Source organism: Corynebacterium sp. HMSC072D12 (assembly GCF_001813925.1).
GTDB lineage: Bacteria > Actinomycetota > Actinomycetes > Mycobacteriales > Mycobacteriaceae > Corynebacterium > Corynebacterium aurimucosum.
Window position 1 is genome coordinate 1 of the sequence record NZ_KV814407.1, and the last position, 15,903, is coordinate 15,903.

The 15,903-nt window shown below is 60.7% G+C and carries 14 protein-coding genes; 9 read left to right on the forward strand and 5 right to left on the reverse strand.

Annotated elements, in window-relative coordinates; genetic code table 11:
* Positions 1 to 244: 244 nt before the first annotated feature.
* Positions 245 to 1,069 carry an ammonia-dependent NAD(+) synthetase gene (nadE, locus tag HMPREF2943_RS07060; RefSeq protein WP_070711189.1) on the reverse strand — a complete coding sequence of 275 codons (825 nt, stop codon included), beginning with the start codon at positions 1,067 to 1,069 and terminating at the stop codon, positions 245 to 247.
* Positions 1,070 to 1,096: 27 nt separating this feature from the next.
* Here nadE and HMPREF2943_RS07065 point away from each other — a divergent pair, with 27 nt between their 5' ends.
* The 5 genes from HMPREF2943_RS07065 (at position 1,097) to nrdE (ending at position 6,049) form a co-directional block, all read left to right on the forward strand.
* The gene (locus HMPREF2943_RS07065; RefSeq protein WP_070711190.1) at positions 1,097 to 2,425 is read left to right on the forward strand and encodes a sugar porter family MFS transporter; all 1,329 of its coding nucleotides are present in this window, start codon (positions 1,097 to 1,099) and stop codon (positions 2,423 to 2,425) included.
* A 123-nt stretch (positions 2,426 to 2,548) separates the two neighbouring features.
* Positions 2,549 to 2,671 carry a type B 50S ribosomal protein L36 gene (gene ykgO, locus HMPREF2943_RS07070; protein ID WP_003847162.1) on the forward strand — a complete coding sequence of 41 codons (123 nt, stop codon included), beginning with the start codon at positions 2,549 to 2,551 and terminating at the stop codon, positions 2,669 to 2,671.
* A 478-nt stretch (positions 2,672 to 3,149) separates the two neighbouring features.
* Complete coding sequence (gene nrdH / locus HMPREF2943_RS07075) at positions 3,150 to 3,389, forward strand: glutaredoxin-like protein NrdH (protein WP_070711191.1); 240 nt, start codon at positions 3,150 to 3,152, stop codon at positions 3,387 to 3,389.
* Between the two features lie 9 nt (positions 3,390 to 3,398).
* Complete coding sequence (gene nrdI / locus HMPREF2943_RS07080; protein WP_070645901.1) at positions 3,399 to 3,824, forward strand: class Ib ribonucleoside-diphosphate reductase assembly flavoprotein NrdI; 426 nt, start codon at positions 3,399 to 3,401, stop codon at positions 3,822 to 3,824.
* A gap of 62 nt (positions 3,825 to 3,886) precedes the next feature.
* A complete protein-coding gene (nrdE, locus tag HMPREF2943_RS07085) occupies positions 3,887 to 6,049 on the forward strand; it encodes a class 1b ribonucleoside-diphosphate reductase subunit alpha (protein WP_070711230.1) in 2,163 nt (720 codons plus the stop codon).
* On the opposite strand, the gene HMPREF2943_RS07090 is transcribed toward nrdE, so the two are convergent.
* Positions 6,046 to 6,756: a FadR/GntR family transcriptional regulator gene (locus HMPREF2943_RS07090; protein WP_070711192.1), complete on the reverse strand. Its 711-nt coding sequence runs from the start codon at positions 6,754 to 6,756 to the stop codon at positions 6,046 to 6,048. The two genes, nrdE and HMPREF2943_RS07090, sit on opposite strands and share 4 nt — an antisense overlap.
* A 104-nt stretch (positions 6,757 to 6,860) precedes the next feature.
* Here HMPREF2943_RS07090 and nrdF point away from each other — a divergent pair, with 104 nt between their 5' ends.
* From nrdF to HMPREF2943_RS07110, 4 genes are all read left to right on the forward strand, one after another.
* Positions 6,861 to 7,850, forward strand: a complete 990-nt coding sequence (nrdF, locus tag HMPREF2943_RS07095; protein WP_070443354.1) for a class 1b ribonucleoside-diphosphate reductase subunit beta — start codon at positions 6,861 to 6,863, stop codon at positions 7,848 to 7,850.
* Between the two features lie 339 nt (positions 7,851 to 8,189).
* Positions 8,190 to 9,881, forward strand: coding sequence for an aa3-type cytochrome oxidase subunit I (gene ctaD, locus HMPREF2943_RS07100; RefSeq protein WP_070711193.1), 1,692 nt, complete (start codon positions 8,190 to 8,192; stop codon positions 9,879 to 9,881).
* A gap of 103 nt (positions 9,882 to 9,984) precedes the next feature.
* Complete coding sequence (gene serB, locus HMPREF2943_RS07105; protein WP_070711231.1) at positions 9,985 to 11,178, forward strand: phosphoserine phosphatase SerB; 1,194 nt, start codon at positions 9,985 to 9,987, stop codon at positions 11,176 to 11,178.
* Complete coding sequence (locus tag HMPREF2943_RS07110) at positions 11,171 to 11,896, forward strand: peptidyl-tRNA hydrolase (protein ID WP_070561747.1); 726 nt, start codon at positions 11,171 to 11,173, stop codon at positions 11,894 to 11,896. The genes serB and HMPREF2943_RS07110 overlap by 8 nt, the downstream gene beginning before the upstream one ends.
* Here HMPREF2943_RS07110 and HMPREF2943_RS07115 read toward each other — a convergent pair.
* Genes HMPREF2943_RS07115 through HMPREF2943_RS07125 form a run of 3 tightly spaced genes read right to left on the reverse strand, consistent with a single transcriptional unit; the run spans position 11,893 to position 15,863 of the window.
* The gene (locus HMPREF2943_RS07115) at positions 11,893 to 13,854 is read right to left on the reverse strand and encodes an ATP-dependent DNA helicase (protein ID WP_070711194.1); all 1,962 of its coding nucleotides are present in this window, start codon (positions 13,852 to 13,854) and stop codon (positions 11,893 to 11,895) included. The genes HMPREF2943_RS07110 and HMPREF2943_RS07115 overlap by 4 nt on opposite strands.
* A 36-nt stretch (positions 13,855 to 13,890) precedes the next feature.
* Positions 13,891 to 15,243 carry a nicotinate phosphoribosyltransferase gene (locus HMPREF2943_RS07120; RefSeq protein WP_070711195.1) on the reverse strand — a complete coding sequence of 451 codons (1,353 nt, stop codon included), beginning with the start codon at positions 15,241 to 15,243 and terminating at the stop codon, positions 13,891 to 13,893.
* Between the two features lie 41 nt (positions 15,244 to 15,284).
* Positions 15,285 to 15,863, reverse strand: coding sequence for a spore germination YkwD domain-containing protein (locus tag HMPREF2943_RS07125; protein WP_070711196.1), 579 nt, complete (start codon positions 15,861 to 15,863; stop codon positions 15,285 to 15,287).
* Between the last annotated feature and the right edge of the window lie 40 nt (positions 15,864 to 15,903).

Here is a 15,903-nt window from a genome sequence, read left to right on the forward strand (position 1 = left end):
CACTAGCAACCCCGCAACCGGAGGAAGAAACACCCAGCTCAGGGGTGGGGTGAAGCGTCAATCACGGGCACGGGGCTATATGCGCTACAGGTGTTGGGGCGGACGGACTCACGTTATGGGAAGGGAGGAAGTTGACCGCCGGGAAGAAGATGCCACTGGCGTGCGGGGAAACGCTGGCCTCGGGCGCACGTTCTGGGTGCCGAAACGGAACAGGAAAAGCCCCGCGAGGAAGGGGCTTGGAACCTTAGGCGCTTGTAGGGCCCAGCGGCATGGTGCGCTTGTGGGCGCCGCCGCGCCAGAGGGTTTCGATGCGCTCGCGGGCGTCGTCAGGCACGTCCTTGCCCTCGAGGTAGTCATCGATGTGGGTGTAGGTGACGCCGAGAGCTTCTTCATCAGAGAGCAAGGGGCGGTCATCCTCCAAGTCAGCAGTTGGTACCTTCTTCCACGTGGAATCCGGTGCGCCGAGATGTTTCAGGAGTTGAGCGCCCTGGCGCTTGTTGAGCCCGGCGAGAGGCAGGATGTCGGCAGCGCCATCGCCCCACTTGGTAAAGAAAGCTGTGACGTTTTCGGCGGCGTGGTCGGTACCGATGACTAGCGCACCGACCTCGCCGGCTAGCGCGTACTGTGCAGCCATGCGCAGACGCGCCTTCAGGTTGCCTCGATTGAAGTCGCCCAAAGAGTCCTGTCGCAGGGCGCTAGCAACGGCGTCGTCGAGAGCTGTGGTGGTCTCGGCAATGTTGACGGTGAGGGAGTAGTCAGGCTCGATGAAGTCCAGAGCGATCTGTGCGTCATCCTCGTCGGCCTGCACTCCGTGGGGAAGGCGCACGGCCCAGAAATGTGCGCCGTCGACGCGGGCCACCGCCAGCTGCGCCAACCGTCCGGCCAGGGTGGAGTCTTGGCCACCAGAGATGCCCAGGACAAAGCCCTTCGCACCGGTGGTGCGAAGATAGTCCACCAAGAAAGCGACGCGGCGCTCAACCTCTTCTGCTGGATCGATACGGGGTTTTACGCCGAGGGCCTTGATGATGTCGTGCTGGAGGTCTGAGGATTCATGTGACATGACGCCCATGGTAGCCGCCTGCGACAATAGGAACCCGTGAACAAAGATACTTACGTCATGATCGTCGCAGGCGTAGCCGCCCTGGGCGGCCTGCTCTTCGGATATGACACCGGAGTGATGTCTGGTGCCCTTCTCTTCGTGGGGCCGGAATTCGGCATGTCCGCCCACGAGGAGGGGCTGGTGACCTCGATGCTGTTGGTTGGCGCGGCAGTCGGTGCGCTGGCAGCTGGGCGTGTGGCGAGCGTAATCGGGCGGCGTCGAACCCTCATCGCCGGCGGACTCATCTTCGTGGCTGGTTCCGTGTGGTGTGCGCTTGCAAACTCAGCTGCGGAACTTGCTACCGCCCGCACATTCCTTGGCGTGGCGGTGGGCGCGGTGTCCATCGTCTCCCCGATGTACATCTCCGAAATCACCCCGGCGGCTGTGCGGGGCCGGATGGTCTCCCTCAACACGCTCATGATCGTCGTCGGGCAGCTACTCGCGTACGGGGTGAACTCGCTGTTGGCTGCAAGCGGCAGCTGGCATTGGATGCTCGGGCTGGCCGCGGTCCCGGGTGGGGCGCTGGCGCTCGGCATGGTGTTACTCCCCGATACCCCGGCGTGGCTCGCGGCACAAGGTCGAACGCGCGAGGCTGCCGCAGTCAGCGCTCGGGTTGGCGCGCGGGGAGCGGAGTTGGAACATAGCGCGCGGCCGAACACGGGTGAATGGCGAGCTTTGCGACGCCACCGCTGGATGCGCTGGGCCATCGCGCTTGCCATGCTCATGGGCCTGACCCAGCAGATTACGGGTGTTAACGCCATCGTGTACTTCGCACCCACGATGATGAACCAGGTGGGTATCTCCACCACCAACTCGGTGTATACGTCGATGGTGATTGGTGTGGTGTCTGTCGCGGCGTGCCTAGTGGGCTTGCGCGTGGTCGACCGACTGGGGCGCCGTCGGTTGTTGCTAGCAGGATTAAGTGGCAACGTTGTGTCGCTCGTGGTCCTCGCTGTGGCTTATCACTTCGCCTATGATTCCACTCCGCTGGCTATGCTGGCGCTGACGTGCATGGCGGCGTTCATTGCCTTCCAGCAGGCGGCGGTCTCCCCGGCCACGTGGCTGCTCATGTCAGAAATTGTGCCGCCCGAAGTTCGCGGCTTGGGCATGGGAATCGCCGGGCTGGTGTTGTGGGTGAGTAACTGGGCGGTGGCGCAGTTCTTCTTGCCGGTGGTCGAGTGGCTCGGCGGCTCGCTGGCCTTCGGAATCTTTGCGGTCTTAGGCCTCGTCGCGGTGGGGTATACCCGCGCACTCGTTCCGGAAACGGCGGGGAAGAGCCTCGAGGATGTTGCCGAACAGCTTCGCTCCCGCTACTCCGAAAGCTGAGTGTTTTGGTTATGGCGCGCGCGTGGGGTAACATTTTTCCTCGTGTCATTGCTGGGTGTCTGCCCGGCTGTGCTTTGAACTAATCAATCGCATCAAGATTGCGCATAACGAAAGGAGCGCCCGATGAAGGTTCGCAAGTCGCTTCGGTCGCTGAAGAAGAAGCCGGGCGCCCAGGTTATTCGCCGCCACGGTAAGGTCTTCGTGATCAACAAGAAGGATCCGCGCTTCAAGGCTCGCCAGGGCTAAGTCGTACGGACTCGCACCGCCCCCTTCAGCATGCTCATAGCTTGTTGGAGGGGGCGGTTTCCTTTTGCCGCTTCGCTCCGGGCTGAAACTGCCTCTGTGAGCTTAAGGAGTCTTTCGTGCCAGTGTGCGGGAGGCGAAAACCGGGGACCGAGTGGTGTTTGTCACAAACTAGGTGAATCTTCGGTGAACGAGCAGGGAATATCACCCGTGTAGTTACCGCCGTGGCAATCGGTGAAGTGATGGGGTGTCAACATGTGGGGTCGGGGCGGGTTACATCCTGGGAATATCACCCTTGTAACTACTACATATAGTGCTAGTTGCGGGGTGCGAGCACAAAGTATAGTGTCGTTGATGTTGCTTGAGCGGCGGTTCTGCACCGCTGTTCAAAGCTTTAATATGGGGCTACTAAGCGCCCTGCTGGTATCGAATTCAACAGTCACTCCGCGTGTAGTGCCGAAGGAAGCTGAAGGAACGTCACATGAGCATCACCCTCTACACCAAGCCCGCCTGCGTCCAGTGCAACGCCACCAAGAAGGCTCTTGACCGTGCTGGTCTCGACTATGAAACGGTGGATATCAGCCTGGATGATGATGCCCGCGACTACGTCATGGCTCTGGGCTACGTCCAGGCGCCGGTCGTTGAAGCTCACGGCGAGCACTGGTCTGGCTTCCGTCCCGACCGCATCAAGGCTCTCTCTGCCATGGCGGCGAGCGCCTAGGGTGCAGCCATGTTGGTCGTGTATTTCTCTTCCGCTACGGAAAACACCCACCGCTTCGTCGAGAAGCTCGGCCTTCCCAGCGCCCGCATCCCGCTGCGTCTTAACGACGAGCCCCTCACCGTGAACGAACCCTACGTCTTGATTTGTCCGACGTACGGGGGAGGGGCGTCGATGAGCGGGCGGAACACCCGGCCTGTCCCCAAGCAGGTCATTCGTTTCCTCAATGACGAGCACAACCGCAGCTTTATTCGTGCTGTCGTAGCCGGAGGTAATAGTAACTTCGGCAGTGACTTTGGTAAGGCGGGCGACGTTATCGCCGCCAAGTGTAAGGTTCCTTATGTGTACCGCTTCGAACTTCTCGGAACCGAGGAAGATGTCACAATTTGCCGTGAAGGCCTCTTGGCCAACGCGGCCGCTTTAGGCTTAGCTGCTTAAAGCCTCATTCCTATTATTTTGTCTCTCCATTTCGCCATAGCAAAGAAAGGCCCGTGAACGTCGTGACCACGCAATTGGGTAAGACCGTCGCTGAACCTGTGAAGCCAGAGGAGCAGCTGGATTACCATGCGCTCAACGCACTTCTGAACCTGTATGACGAGAACGGCAAGATTCAGTTCGACAAGGACCGCGAGGCCGCGAACCAATTCTTCCTCCAGCACGTCAACCAGAACACCGTCTACTTCCACGACTTGGAAGAAAAGATGCGCTACCTGGTGGACAACAAGTATTACGAGCCGGAGTTGCTCGAGCAGTACGACTTCGATTTCATCAAGTCTCTGTTCAAGCGCGCCTACGCCTTCAAGTTCCGTTTTAAGACCTTCCTTGGCGCCTACAAGTACTACACCTCATACACGCTGAAGACCTTCGATGGCCGCCGCTACCTCGAGCGCTTCGAAGACCGTGTATCCATGACCGCACTCTTCTTGGCGGATGGTGACACGAAGGTGGCTGAGCACCTCGTTGATGAAATCATGACCGGCCGCTTCCAGCCGGCGACCCCGACCTTCCTCAATGCCGGCAAGGCCCAGCGCGGCGAGTTGGTGTCCTGCTTCCTGTTGCGCATTGAGGACAACATGGAGTCGATCGGCCGCTCCATCAACTCCGCTCTGCAGCTGTCCAAGCGCGGCGGCGGCGTTGCCCTGTTGCTGTCCAACATCCGTGAATCTGGCGCGCCCATCAAGCACATCGAGAACCAGTCTTCCGGTGTCATCCCCGTGATGAAGCTGCTGGAGGATTCCTTCTCCTACGCTAACCAGCTGGGGGCTCGCCAAGGCGCAGGTGCGGTTTACCTTAATGCGCACCACCCGGACATCATGAATTTCCTCGACACCAAGCGCGAGAATGCGGATGAGAAGATCCGCATCAAGACTCTCTCGCTCGGCATCGTGATCCCGGACATCACCTTCGAGCTGGCGAAGCGTAATGATGACATGTACCTGTTCAGCCCGTACGACGTCGAGCGCGTCTACGGCAAGGCTTTCGGCGATATCTCCGTTACCGAGCACTACGAAGAGATGGTTGAGGATCCGCGCATCCGCAAGAAGAAGATCAACGCTCGCCACTTCTTCCAGACTGTCGCGGAGCTGCAGTTCGAGTCCGGTTACCCGTACATCATGTTCGAGGACACCGTGAACCGTGCCAACCCGGTCAAGACCGGACGCATCAACATGTCGAACCTGTGCTCTGAGATTCTGCAGGTCAACTCCCCGTCGGAGCTCAACGACGACCTCACCTACAAGACCTTGGGCAGCGATATTTCCTGCAACCTTGGCTCCCTGAACATCGCCGCCACCATGGATTCGCCGGACTTCGCGTTGACGGTGGAGACCGCTATCCGTGGCTTGACCGCCGTGGCGGACAAGACGTCCATCAACTCCGTTCCGTCCGTGCGCAAGGGCAACGATGATTCCCATGCCATCGGCCTGGGCCAGATGAATTTGCACGGCTTCCTTGGCCGCGAGCACATCGAGTACGGCTCCGAGGAAGGCTTGGACTTCACCAACGCCTACTTCGCCGCCATCATGTACGCAGCGCTACGCGCATCCAACAAGCTGGCCCGCGAACGCGGCGAGTACTTCAGCGAGTTCCCCGAGTCTGACTACGCTAGTGGCGAGTTCTTCGACCGCTATGATCCGGCTGACTTTGCTCCCCGTACGGAGAAGGTCAAGGAGCTCTTCGCCAAGTCCTCGATCCACACCCCGTCGGCAGAGGAGTGGGCGCAGCTGAAGGTGGACGTCGCCAAGCACGGCATTTACAACCGCAACCTGCAGGCGGTGCCGCCGACCGGATCGATTTCCTACATCAATAACTCGACCTCTTCGATCCACCCGATTGCCTCTAAGATTGAGATTCGTAAGGAAGGCAAGATCGGCCGCGTCTACTACCCGGCGCCGCACATGGACAACGACAACCTGGAGTACTTCAAGGACTCCTACGAGATCGGCTACGAGAAGATCATCGACACCTACGCCGAGGCCACGAAGTACGTTGACCAAGGTCTGTCGCTGACGCTGTTCTTCAAGGACACCGCCACTACCCGCGATATCAACCGTGCTCAGATTTACGCTTGGCGCAAGGGTATTAAGACTCTCTACTACATCCGCCTGCGCCAGATGGCGCTGGAGGGAACCGAGGTTGAGGGCTGCGTTTCCTGCATGCTCTAGTCTTTATTCGCACGCGCCTCAATGAGAATGGCGCGTGCGATTTTTTCTGCCTCGGGGGAGTCACCGCGGTGGATTCCCTCCGCTAGATCGAGGTGGAGCTGTGCGGTGCCGGCCGTGGGGTTGCGCTTGCGGGAACCATAGAGGGAGCGCCCGCGCACCATGGATAGGAGATAGGGGCTTAGCGCAGTGAACATTTCATTGCCTGAGGCATGGAGAACCATGGCGTGGAAGCGCAGATCTGTGGCGAGGTGCTCGCCCACGCGCCGCGTTGGCGTGACCTGAAGGCGGTGGGCCAGCTCCAAAATCTCTTCCTTATCTTCTGAGGAAGCGTGCTGCGCGGCTAAGCCCGCGGCGACAGGCTCGATGGCGAGACGCAGATCATTAAGAGAGGTGCGCTGGCTATCGCGCGATTTCTCGGATCCTAAACGCCAAGAAATGATTGCGGGATCGTAGACCGCCCATTCACTGATGGGGAGCACTGTAATACCTACTCGGCGCGACGAGGAGACCATCCCTAGGTGCTCGAGCGCGCGCATGGCTTCGCGGGCTACGGTTCGGGAAATACCGAAACGCGCGCAGAGATCAGTGAGCGTAAATCGATCACCGGCTGCCAGCGTGCCGCTGACGATGTCCGTGCCCAATGCGTCGAGCACGGTGCTGAGGAGGGGAGCGGAGGAGTCAGTCATTCCATCGAAACTTGGGGTCATGAGAACAGGACTTAAGTATAAAACACGCTGGAATTTTGGCCCCTAATTTTAGCGGGTACGATGGCACCGAACCCCAAAATTACTAGCAAGACGAGGTGACGTGCGTGTCTCACGAGTACGACGATTACATCGCTAGCCACGAGGCTCCGGTGAAAGCAATTAACTGGAATACCATTCCGGATGAGAAGGACCTTGAGGTGTGGGATCGCCTGACCGGTAACTTCTGGCTCCCGGAGAAGGTTCCGGTGTCCAACGACATCCCGAGTTGGAAGACGCTGACGGAGAAGGAGCAGGAGACCACCATGCGCGTCTTCGCTGGCCTCACCCTGCTCGATACCATTCAGGGCACCGTGGGTGCGGTCTCGCTGCTTCCCGACGCCGTCACGCCCCACGAGGAGGCCGTGTACACCAACATCGCCTTTATGGAGTCCGTCCACGCGAAGTCCTACTCCAATATCTTTATGACGCTGGCGTCGACCCCCATGATCAACGACGCCTTCCGCTGGTCTGAGGAGAATGAAAACCTCCAGCGCAAGGCTAAGATCGTCATGTCCTACTACGAGGGAGATAACCCGCTGAAGAAGAAGGTAGCGTCCGTGCTGCTGGAATCCTTCCTCTTTTACTCTGGTTTCTTCCTGCCGATGCACTTCTCGTCGCGAGCAAAGCTGACGAACACGGCCGACATCATCCGCCTCATTATTCGTGATGAGGCCGTTCACGGCTACTACATCGGCTACAAGTTCCAGCAGGGCTACAAGGAGCTTTCGGAGCCGGAGCAGGAAGAGTTGAAGGGCTATGCCTTCGACTTGCTCTACGATCTCTATGAGAACGAGATTGACTACACTGAGGACCTTTACGATGAGCTGGGCTGGACCGAGGATGTGAAGCGCTTCCTGCGCTACAACGCCAACAAGGCGCTGAATAACCTAGGCTTCGAGGGCCTCTTCCCCGCGGATGAAACCCGCGTGTCCCCAGCGATCCTGTCTTCGCTGTCTCCGAACGCCGATGAGAACCATGACTTCTTCTCTGGCTCCGGCTCTTCCTACGTAATTGGCAAGGCCGAGGAAACCACCGACGACGACTGGGACTTCTAAGCCCTCCCTGTCGGTACCGCGCACCTCCCGAGAGGATCAATCGAAAGTTTGATTCTTTCAGGGGGTGCGTTTTTGGCTTTCCGGGGCCTACAGGACCGACCTTCTGTGTTCTATATCACCGAGCGTTAAGGTGCGCTGCGGCGGGTCGGCCGCGTACAAGGGGTTATCTGCTCCAAACGGGGCTAGCGAGGGCAGTGGAAAATAACAGAGCGCTGGAAATTTGGCCCTGAGGTGGCCTAATATAATGCGAGTAAACCTAGGTGTTTGATCGCTGAGCGTGTGGCGCGTGAAAACGCGTGATACCGATGTGGTTAAACGCTTGTTCTTCAGGAGGATTTTATGACCGCTGTGGCGCCACGGCTCGACGATTACGTCGCGCCTACACGTCCGGAGCCGACTGGTAATGCAAAGACCGGTTCCAAGGCGTGGACGTTGCTAACCACCACCGACCACAAGCAGCTGGGCATCATGTACATGATCATGTCCTTCAGCTTCTTCTTCCTCGGTGGCTTTATGGCTCTGCTTCTTCGTGCTGAGCTTTTCACCCCAGGACTGCAGTTCCTGTCCAACGAGCAGTTCAACCAGCTGTTCACCATGCACGGCACCGTTATGCTGCTGCTGTTTGCAACACCAGTGGTGTGGGCGTTCGGTAACTACGTTCTGCCCCTGCAGATTGGTGCACCGGATGTGGCCTTCCCGCGTCTGAACGCTTTCGGTTTCTGGATTACCCTGACCGGCGGCATCGTGATGCTCGCGGGCTTCTTGACCCCGGGCGGTGCTGCTGACTTCGGCTGGACCATGTACATGCCGCTGGCTGACTCGGTTCACACCCCGGGCATCGGCGCTGACATGTGGATTGTTGGTGTGGGTGCTACCGGTGTCGGTACCATTGCTTCCGCCATCAACATGATCACCACGGTTCTCACCCTGCGTGCGCCAGGCATGACCATGTTCCGTCTGCCGGTCTTCACCTGGGCTGTCTTCACCGCTTCCATCATCGTGCTGATGATCTTCCCGCTGCTGACCGCCGCAGCGCTGGGCGTTCTCTATGACCGCAAGCTGGGTGGCCACATCTTCGATTCCGCCAACGGTGGCGCCATCCTGTGGCAGCACCTCTTCTGGTTCTTCGGCCACCCGGAGGTTTACGTCCTGGCACTGCCGTTCTTCGGCATCATCTCCGAGATTGTTCCGGTCTTCTCCCGTAAGCCGGTCTTCGGCTACATTGGCCTCGTCTTCGCTCTGCTGGCCATCGGTGCACTGTCCATGGCTGTGTGGGCTCACCACATGTTCGTGACCGGCGCCGTCCTGCTGCCGTTCTTCTCCTTCATGACCTTCCTCATTGCGGTTCCGACCGGCGTGAAGTTCTTCAACTGGGTCGGCACGATGTGGAAGGGTCATATCACCTGGGATACCCCAATGATCTTCGCCATGGGCTTCCTGACTACCTTCCTCTTCGGCGGTATGACCGGTATTATGCTGGCCTCTCCGGCGCTGGACTTCCACCTTGCTGAGTCCTACTTCCTGATTGCTCACTTCCACTACACCCTCTTCGGTACCGTGGTCTTCTCCGCCTTCGGTGGTCTGTACTTCTGGTTCCCGAAGATGACCGGCCGCATGCTGGATGAGCGTCTGGGCAAGATTCACTTCTGGCTGACCTTCATTGGCTTCCACGGCACCTTCCTGGTTCAGCACTGGGTGGGCAACATGGGTATGCCGCGTCGTTACGCCGACTACCTGGAGTCTGACGGCTTCACGGTCTTCAACCAGATTTCCACCATCTTCTCCTTCGTCCTCGGCGCCTCGGTTATCCCGCTGATTTGGAACGTCTTCAAGTCCTGGCGCTACGGTGAGATCGTCACCGTGGACGATCCGTGGGGCTACGGCAACTCCCTCGAGTGGGCCACCTCCTGCCCGCCGCCGCGCCACAACTTCGTGTCGCTGCCGCGCATCCGTTCCGAGCGCCCGGCCTTCGAGCTGCACTACCCGCACATGGTTAAGCGCATGCGCGAGGAAGCACACGTCGGCCACTAAGCACTCACTAGCTGAGTACTCCTGAAAACGCCGCCTCCCCATCACTGCGATGGGGAGGCGGCGTTTGCCGTAGGTGAAAAGGTCACCAACGCGGTGTGAGATAATAAGCCCCGTGGATAATCAAAGTGAACAAGTCTTCGCCGTTGTTACCGCCTCCGGCCCCGATAAGCCCGGCGTGTCGGCGGCCTTCTTCCGCGTACTGAGCTCCCACAATGTCGAGCTCGTCGACGCCGAGCAAGCCATCTTCTCCGGCCGTATTTCCCTCTCCGCGTATATCCGGGTGCAGGCCTCCCGCCTCGAAGCGCTCGAGCAGGGCCTACGCAACACGTTGAGCATTTATGCCCAATCCATCAACGTGGATCTTCGCGAAGAGGAGGCAACCTCACGGCCGCGCTCCACGCACGTCGTCGTGGTGCTAGGACGCCAGCTCAACGCCAGCCACATGTCGGCGATTGCCAAGGAGCTGGCCAACCTGAACGTCAACATCGACCGCATCCGCGGTCTTTCTACCTACCCGCTCAACGGTCTCGAGCTCTACATCACCATTGAGGGAGCTTCCGACCCAGTCCGCGCAATGCTGGCCCGCTTGGCCACGGAGCAGGGCGTCGACATCGCCATTGAGCGCTCCGGCCTGCAACGCCGCTCAAAGCGGCTTATTTGCTTTGACTGCGATTCCACCCTCATCACCGGCGAGGTCATCGAAATGCTGGCCGCCCACGCCGGAAAGGAAGCCGAGGTTGCCGCAGTGACCGAGCGCGCGATGCGCGGCGAGCTGGATTTCGAGCAATCCCTACGCGAGCGCGTCGCCACCCTGGAAGGTTTGCCGGAGTCCGTCATCGCAGAAACCGCCGCCGATATTTGCCTGACCCCGGGTGTGCGGACCACCATCCGTACCCTCAAGCGCATGGGTTACCGCGTTGCGGTAGTCTCTGGTGGCTTTATCCAGGTCCTCGAAGATCTGGCAAAAGAACTCGACCTTGATTACGTGCGCGCCAACACCCTCGAAATCGTGGACGGTAAGCTCACCGGCCGCGTCATCGGTGACGTGGTGGACCGCAAGGCCAAGGAGAAGTTCCTGCGCGAATTCGCCGCGGATTCGGGCCTGAGCATGCTGCAGACCGTTGCCGTCGGCGACGGCGCTAACGATATCGACATGATTTCCGCCGCCGGCTTGGGCATCGCCTTCAACGCCAAGCCAGCGCTGCGCCAGGTTGCGGATACCTCCGTCAACCACCCATACATGGATGAGATCCTGCAGATCCTCGGTATCCCGATGGAAGAAGTTGCCAGTGAGTAATCTCCGCGAGGCCCATCGCCGTCTTGCGGCTGCGTGTAGCGAGCGCAGTTGGCGCGATGACCCTGAGGACCCGAACAAACCCGAGACCATTCAGGCGATGCAGATCGCGCTCAACCTGCCCAAGCAGGATCCGCCCGCGCGCACCGAGGCGCTCGAGGCGGCAGCTAAAGGCGTCGTCAAGCTCTGCCTCGATGATAGGGCTGGCCAGGATGGGGCCTTCGCCGAGGCCCTAGGGCAGTGGTACGGGCACCGCATCCGCAAGGTGGCGCGCCGCGCACGCAACAAGGCCTGGCGCGATGTGCAGTCCCTGCCCGGCGTCACCGTGGATGATCGCGCGCGCGTTTTCCTCCCCTCGGCGGTGCAGGACGTGGACCCACTCGTGGCGAAGCTGCAGATCGGCCACACCGACCTGCCGAAGGATGAGCCAGGGCCCGCGCTTGACGACGTCCCTGTGATCTACGTCGACGCCTCCCTCGCCATGAGCGCGGGAAAGGCCGCAGCACAAGTAGGGCACGGCTCAATGCTACTGGCCGCGGCGATGAGCGCCGAGGAAGTGGAGGACTGGGCGGCACAGGACTTTGTGCTGTCCGTGCGCGAAATCCCTCATGCGGACTTCGCCGTGGCTTGTACGCGTCAGGGAGCGGTGGTGGTGCATGACGCCGGTTTCACCGAGGTCGCCCCAGACTCAGCCACGGTGTGCGCGCTGCGCCGCCCCTAGCGGGCCTCAACCAGGCGCTTGAGAGCGCCGCGCACGACCTGCGGGTCGCTCGTGGGCCACATCTGCGGCATGGAGGCCCGCAGGTAGGAGCCGTAGCGCTTGGTTTCCAAGCGGCTATCGAGGACCGCGACGACCCCGCGGTCGTTGGCGGAACGCAGCAGGCGGCCCGCGCCTTGGGCCATAAGCAGCGCCGCGTGCGTAGCGGAAACCTCCATGAAACCATTGCGCCCAGCCGCCTTGGCGGCTTCGGTGCGGGCTTGCATGAGGGGGTTATCCGGGCGGGGGAAAGGAATGCGGTCGATGAGGACGAGGGAACAGGCAGGTCCCGGCACGTCGACGCCCTGCCAGAGGGTGAGTGTGCCGAAGAGACAGGAGTTCTCGTTCTTTGTGAACTTATCCACGAGCGCGCCAATGGAGTCCTCGCCCTGGAGGAAGATATCGAAGGGGAGGGTGGGCTTGAGTTCCTCAGCTGCCTGTTGCGCGGCCCGGCGCGAGGAGAAGAGCCCGAGAGTGCGCCCGCCCGCAGCCATAATGAGCTCGCGGATCTCCTTGAGCGTCTCCGGGCTGAGACCGTCGCGGCCCGGCTGCGGTAGATGCGAGGCGGTATACAAGATGCCGCTGCGAGCAGGATCGAAAGGATATCCCACATCGAGGCTGTCCCATGAACCTTTGGGCAGGCCCCATTGCGCGGCCATGGCGTCGAAGCGACCGCCCAAGGCCAGTGTGGCGGAGGTCAGCACCACGGTCTGTTCGCCGAAGAGCTTTTCGTGCAGCATGCCGGCGATGGAGAGCGGGGCCACGGCGAGGGTGTCGTTCAGCGTGCGCTCATCGCGCTCCAGCCACACCACGTCGGCGTGCGCGGCGGGGTCACCGGTGGCGAAAACGTCGAGGATGCGGGCGATGGCTTCGACGAGACCGCTGAGGTGATTGGCCAGGTTTTGGCGCTCGGCAGATTTTTCCGGGTCTTGGGCCTGTTCGCCTTCGGGGGCGCGGGCGATGGTCTCGCGGCAGTCGGCCAGCGTGTCCGCGAGGCTCATGAGTTGTTGTTTGGCTTCCTCAGGGAGGTCTGTCCAGCGGCCCGGTGTGAATTCCCCGAGCAGTTGGCTCAACTCGTTGGCCTGCTCGGTGAGGCGTTGGTCCTTGCCGTTGGCTCCGAGAGCTTTGGCACGGTTGGCCGCCATCTTCAGGGCACGCCCAGTGATTTCGGCGGTCGAGACCGAGGTGATGCGTCCGTCCAATTCGTGGGCCTCATCGATGATGGCGACATCGTGCTCAGGCAGGATGTTGATGTCTGCCACCGCATCGATGGCGAGCAGCGCGTGGTTGGTGACGACGATATCGACGTCCGCTGCGCGACGCCGCGCGAGCTCCGCGAAGCAGTCCTCGCCGTGCGGACAGCGCGTAGCGCCGAGACATTCGTTGGAGGTGACAGAAACCTGCCGCCACGCGAGATCGGGAACGCCTGGTTCTAAGTCCTCGCGGTCACCAGTCTCGGTGTTCTCCGCCCATTCATAGACCCGTTGGACATGGCGGCTAAGATGAGAGATGGAGTCCTCATCAAGCAGGGCATCTTCGTCTTCCAACTCGGCGGCACGGGAGACCTTGTTGAGGCAGACGTAGTTGGAGCGCCCCTTCATGATGGCGAAGGTCGGCTTCTTCTCCAGGTGCGGCTCGAGGGCTTCGGCGAGGCGCGGCAGGTCTCGTTCCACGAGCTGGCGCTGCAATGCCAGGGTGGCCGTGGAAACAATCACGGTGTGGCCAGTGCCTTGGGCGTGGCGGAAGGCAGGAACCAGGTAGGCCAAGGACTTGCCCGTACCAGTTCCCGCCTGCACGGCGAGGTGGCGTTCCTTTTCCAAGGCGGTGGTCACAGCCTCCGCCATGCGCACTTGGCCGGCACGCCGCGATCCACCTAGGGCGGAAACGGCGGCGTCGAGAAGGTCAACCGTTGAGTCGTGCATGTCAGGCAGTGTAGTCGGTCGCCTTCGCCCGGCTTCTTAAGAGTCGAAGCCGATGAAGCGGGTCGGAACCGCAGGCTCGTCGCGGGTAAGTGCCAGGCCTTCCCACGGCAGGGTAGTGATGGCCTCGGCCAAGTACTCGCGGGATTCGTGGAGGGTGGGCAGCTTGTCCACGATCTCGCCATCGCGCATGAGCGGTACCGTCATCTCACGGGTACGCAGCGTGCCAGTATCCGGGTTCTCGGCGGAGAAGGGGAGCACGAGCTCCTCGACGGCCACCCCCGAGGAACGGTAGGTGCGCAGAGAGCGCTTAGCCCCACCCTGCGATTTCTTCGAGGAGGAGCGCTTGGCTACTGGGTGGCCATCAACCTCGACGACCTTGTACACCATGCTGGCGGTTGGCGCGCCCGAGCCAGTAACCACTGAGGTACCCACGCCATAGACATCGACGGGGTCGCCGCGCAGGCCGGCGATGGCAAACTCATCGAGGTCGGAGGAGACCACGATTTTGGTGTTGTGGTTGCCCAAGTCATCGAGCTGCTTGCGCACGCGACGGGTGACCGCGGCCAAATCACCAGAGTCGATGCGCACGCCGCCCAACTCGGGGCCGGCGACGCGCACGGCGGTTTCTACGCCCTTGGTGATGTCATAGGTATCCACCAGCAGGGTGGTATCGACGCCGAGCGTTTCGATCTGCCCGCGGAAGGCCGCCTCCTCATTGGGAGTGCCGTCCTCGTTGACGTGCGCCAGCGTCCACGCATGCGCCGCAGTGCCGGAGACCGGGATGTCATAGCGGTAGCCGGCTTCCAGGTTGGAGGTGGCCTGGAAACCTGCCAGGTAGGCGGCGCGGGCAGCGGTCACGGCAGCGTATTCGTGAGTGCGGCGCGAACCCATCTCGATGATGGGGCGGCCATCTGCAGCCACCACCATGCGTGAGGCCGCAGAAGCCACTGCGGAATCGGAATTCATGATGGACAGAATCACCGTTTCCAGAATCAGGCATTCACCAAAGGTTCCGCGCACGGTCAACAGGGGCGAATTGGGGAAGTAGAGCTCGCCTTCGCGGTAGCCATCGATGTGTCCAGAGAAGCGGTAATTGGCCAGGTATTCCTTGGTTTCTGCATCAAGGAAGTCCATCTCTGCCAGTTGTTGGGCGGTAAAGCGGAAGTCCCGGACTGCGCGAAGTACGCGCTCGGTGCCGGCCACGACACCATAGCGCCGCTCGTTGGGGAGGCGGCGGGCAAATACCTCGCAGGCCACTTGGCGGTGCGCGGAGCCATCGCGCAACGCTGCCTCCAACATGGTCAGCTCGTATTTATCCGTAAGGAGAGCCGTAGAACGATCGCTAGGTCCGAACCCAGAATCCTGGGTGTTGTCTGAGATAGTAGTCACATCGAAGATGCTACTCAGGGAGCTCTGAAAAATCAGCTCTTCTATTCCTCAAGCTGAATGACGACGTAGACCTCGCCGTCGTTATAAGCCACTCCAACGGCTGCAGTGGACATCCGGCGATCCCGCAAAGCAGCCACATGGTCGGGAGAAGCAAGGAAGGCTTCCATGAATTGATAGCCGCTAGCCTCCTCCAAGGGCAGGTGGTGCTGAACCATCTGCACATTTTCTTCGGCCGAGTCTTGCGTCTTGGTGACGGCGTTGCACTCTGCCTTTTCGCGGGCTGCGGTTTGGCGGTCGATCCAGGGCACCAGTGGGGCTTGGCCATCTTCCTTGCGCCACTCGTTGAGCCCCTCCATGAGCTCCTCTTGGATGGTGGCGAGCTGGCGTTGGACGGGAACGTCGGGAAGTTCGTAGTCGCACGCCTCCGACGTCGGGGGTTCCGCATCCGTCGAGCTGCCGTCGTCCGACGGGTTGGTCAGGCTAATCACGGCAGTGACGAGCGTGCCGCCGAGGACGAGCACGGTGAGGATGCGCTGCAGGAGGAGCACGACATCCTCCTTCGCCGGTTGGCGTCCCGCGAGAATGTCAGTAACGGCTGGGGGAAGGGTGAAAGAATTCATCGGTGCCACCTGGAAAACGACAATCAGGTCAGAAGTTGAT

Coding starts and splice junctions, on each gene's coding strand:
- nrdI (WP_070645901.1), top strand. CDS start 3,399: ATGTTGGTCGTGTATTTCTCTTCCGCTACGGAAAACACCCACCGCTTC.
- HMPREF2943_RS07090 (WP_070711192.1), bottom strand. CDS start 6,756: ATGACCCCAAGTTTCGATGGAATGACTGACTCCTCCGCTCCCCTCCTC.
- nadE (WP_070711189.1), bottom strand. CDS start 1,069: ATGGGCGTCATGTCACATGAATCCTCAGACCTCCAGCACGACATCATC.
- HMPREF2943_RS07115 (WP_070711194.1), bottom strand. CDS start 13,854: ATGCACGACTCAACGGTTGACCTTCTCGACGCCGCCGTTTCCGCCCTA.
- nrdH (WP_070711191.1), top strand. CDS start 3,150: ATGAGCATCACCCTCTACACCAAGCCCGCCTGCGTCCAGTGCAACGCC.
- HMPREF2943_RS07125 (WP_070711196.1), bottom strand. CDS start 15,863: ATGAATTCTTTCACCCTTCCCCCAGCCGTTACTGACATTCTCGCGGGA.
- ykgO (WP_003847162.1), top strand. CDS start 2,549: ATGAAGGTTCGCAAGTCGCTTCGGTCGCTGAAGAAGAAGCCGGGCGCC.
- ctaD (WP_070711193.1), top strand. CDS start 8,190: ATGACCGCTGTGGCGCCACGGCTCGACGATTACGTCGCGCCTACACGT.